Here is a 1,667-nt window from a genome sequence, read left to right as displayed (position 1 = left end):
TGATCACGTCGGTGCATGCCATCCCATCGCACGCGGCGCGGTTCATCGGTCGGGACGCGCTGTCGACCTATTACGACGAAGAAGCGGAAAAGGTGCTCGCGCCGGCTCGCGACGTGCTCGCAGGCGCCGGCGTGGAAGCGAAGTCGGTGAAATGCAAAGGGGCTCCGGCCCCGACCATCGCCCAGTACGCTGCTTCGAACGGATACGAGCTCATCGTGATGGGCTCGCACGGGCATTCGGCACTCGGCAACATGGTGGCGGGATCGGTGGTCACGGGCGTGCTGGCGCTGGGCGGAACCGCAGTGCTGGTCGTGCGCTGAGTTCGAAGAGCCGATGTAGACAACCGAGCCACTGCTCGGGATCTTCTGCCACGTGGATTCCCAGGGTTTCAGTACAACTCGATGGTCTGCTGCAGCAAGCCTGTTGGCTCGGCACTCGGGCCGACGAAAATCTCGACCTCGCCCGCCTCGAACAGGGGCTGAAGATCCGGCCCGAGATAGCGCAGCTCGGTCGCCGGCAGTTTCAGCTCCACCGTACCGGCTTCGCCGGGCATCAATCGCAGCTTGGCGTAGCCCTTGAGCTCCAGCAACGGTCGGGTAACAAGGCTGACCTTGGCGCGAACGAACAGGAAGACGGTCTCTTCGGCCTCGCGCGCGCCCTCGTTGCGCAGGGTGACGCTGATCTTCAACGTGTCCTGCATGCTCAGGCGCCGCGGCTCGACCTGCAGCTCGTCGTAGCGGATGCGGCCGTAGGTCAGGCCGTGGCCGAAGGCGAACAGCGGCGTGTTGTCCACGTCCTGGTACTTGCTCGTGTAGTAATCAGTGGGATTCATCGGCCGGCCGGTGGGACGCTGGCCGAAGAAGACCGGCGCGTACCGCTTTCGCCGCCGGCGCAGCGGTTGCGCGAACGCTTCGGCGATCGCGCACTGCCGGCGATCGTTCGCGCGATGAAGGGCTCGCGCAACGTCGACCTGCCGATGGGCACGCTCGCGCGCCAGCTCGTCGTCACGCTGCTGCCCGCGATCACCGTCCTGGTCGTGCTCGCGCTCGCCTGGCAATCGGCGACCGCGCCGAAAGTCGAGTTCGATTCGATGGGCCTGCAGCAGCTCGGCAGCGTTTCGACGTTCGACGGCAGTGCCGGCGGCGGACTCGCCGAACCGGGCGCCGACGACGGCGGGCTTGCCGAGCCGGCGGGCACGGACACGGCCGGCAGCGGGCTCGCCGAGGCGCAGGCCGACGACGCGGACGGCGCCGAGGCCGGCGAGGAGGTCGTCGCCGTCCTGACGACCGTGCCGATCTGGTTCTGGACGATCGCCGTGCTCGGCATCGGGCTGCTCGTCGCCTATTACCTGATGCTCAGCTTCGCGCGGCTCGAGATCTTCCGCATGCTGCTGTCGTCGTTCTTCCCGCTCGCGACGCTGATCGTTGCGGTGCTCGGGTCGATCGTGTTCGGCCTGGCGACGCCGAGCGAGGCGGCCGCGGTGGGCTCCTTCGGCGGCTTCATGCTCGCGATCGCGTACCGGCAGCTGAACAGGGACGTGATGAAGGAGTCGGTCTACCTCACCGCAAAGACCTCGGCGATGGTGTGCTGGCTCTTCGTCGGCTCGTCGATCTTCTCGGCGGCATTCGCACTGCTCGGCGGGCAGCAACTGATCGAGCAGTGGGTGC

3 protein-coding genes are annotated in these 1,667 nt (G+C 67.1%); 2 read left to right on the top strand and 1 reads right to left on the bottom strand.

Annotated features, from left to right (window positions below):
• Window positions 1-320 (top strand): universal stress protein (locus V6M37_RS01280; RefSeq protein ID WP_332670290.1); only part of this gene is annotated, 320 nt, incomplete at its 5' end.
• A gap of 68 nt (window positions 321-388) precedes the next feature.
• On the opposite strand, the gene V6M37_RS01275 is transcribed toward V6M37_RS01280, so the two are convergent.
• Entirely contained in the window at window positions 389-832 is a 444-nt protein-coding gene (locus V6M37_RS01275; RefSeq protein WP_332670288.1) for a fibronectin type III-like domain-contianing protein, read from the bottom strand.
• Window positions 833-898: 66 nt separating this feature from the next.
• On the opposite strand from V6M37_RS01275, the gene V6M37_RS01270 reads away from it, so the two are divergent.
• A partial coding sequence (locus V6M37_RS01270; protein WP_332670286.1) for a TRAP transporter large permease subunit occupies window positions 899-1,667 on the top strand: 769 nt, incomplete at its 3' end.

Origin of the sequence: Aromatoleum sp., assembly GCF_036675785.1 — a bacterium.
Lineage (GTDB): Bacteria > Pseudomonadota > Gammaproteobacteria > Burkholderiales > Rhodocyclaceae > Aromatoleum.
This window is presented reverse-complemented; position numbering and strand designations above follow the sequence as displayed.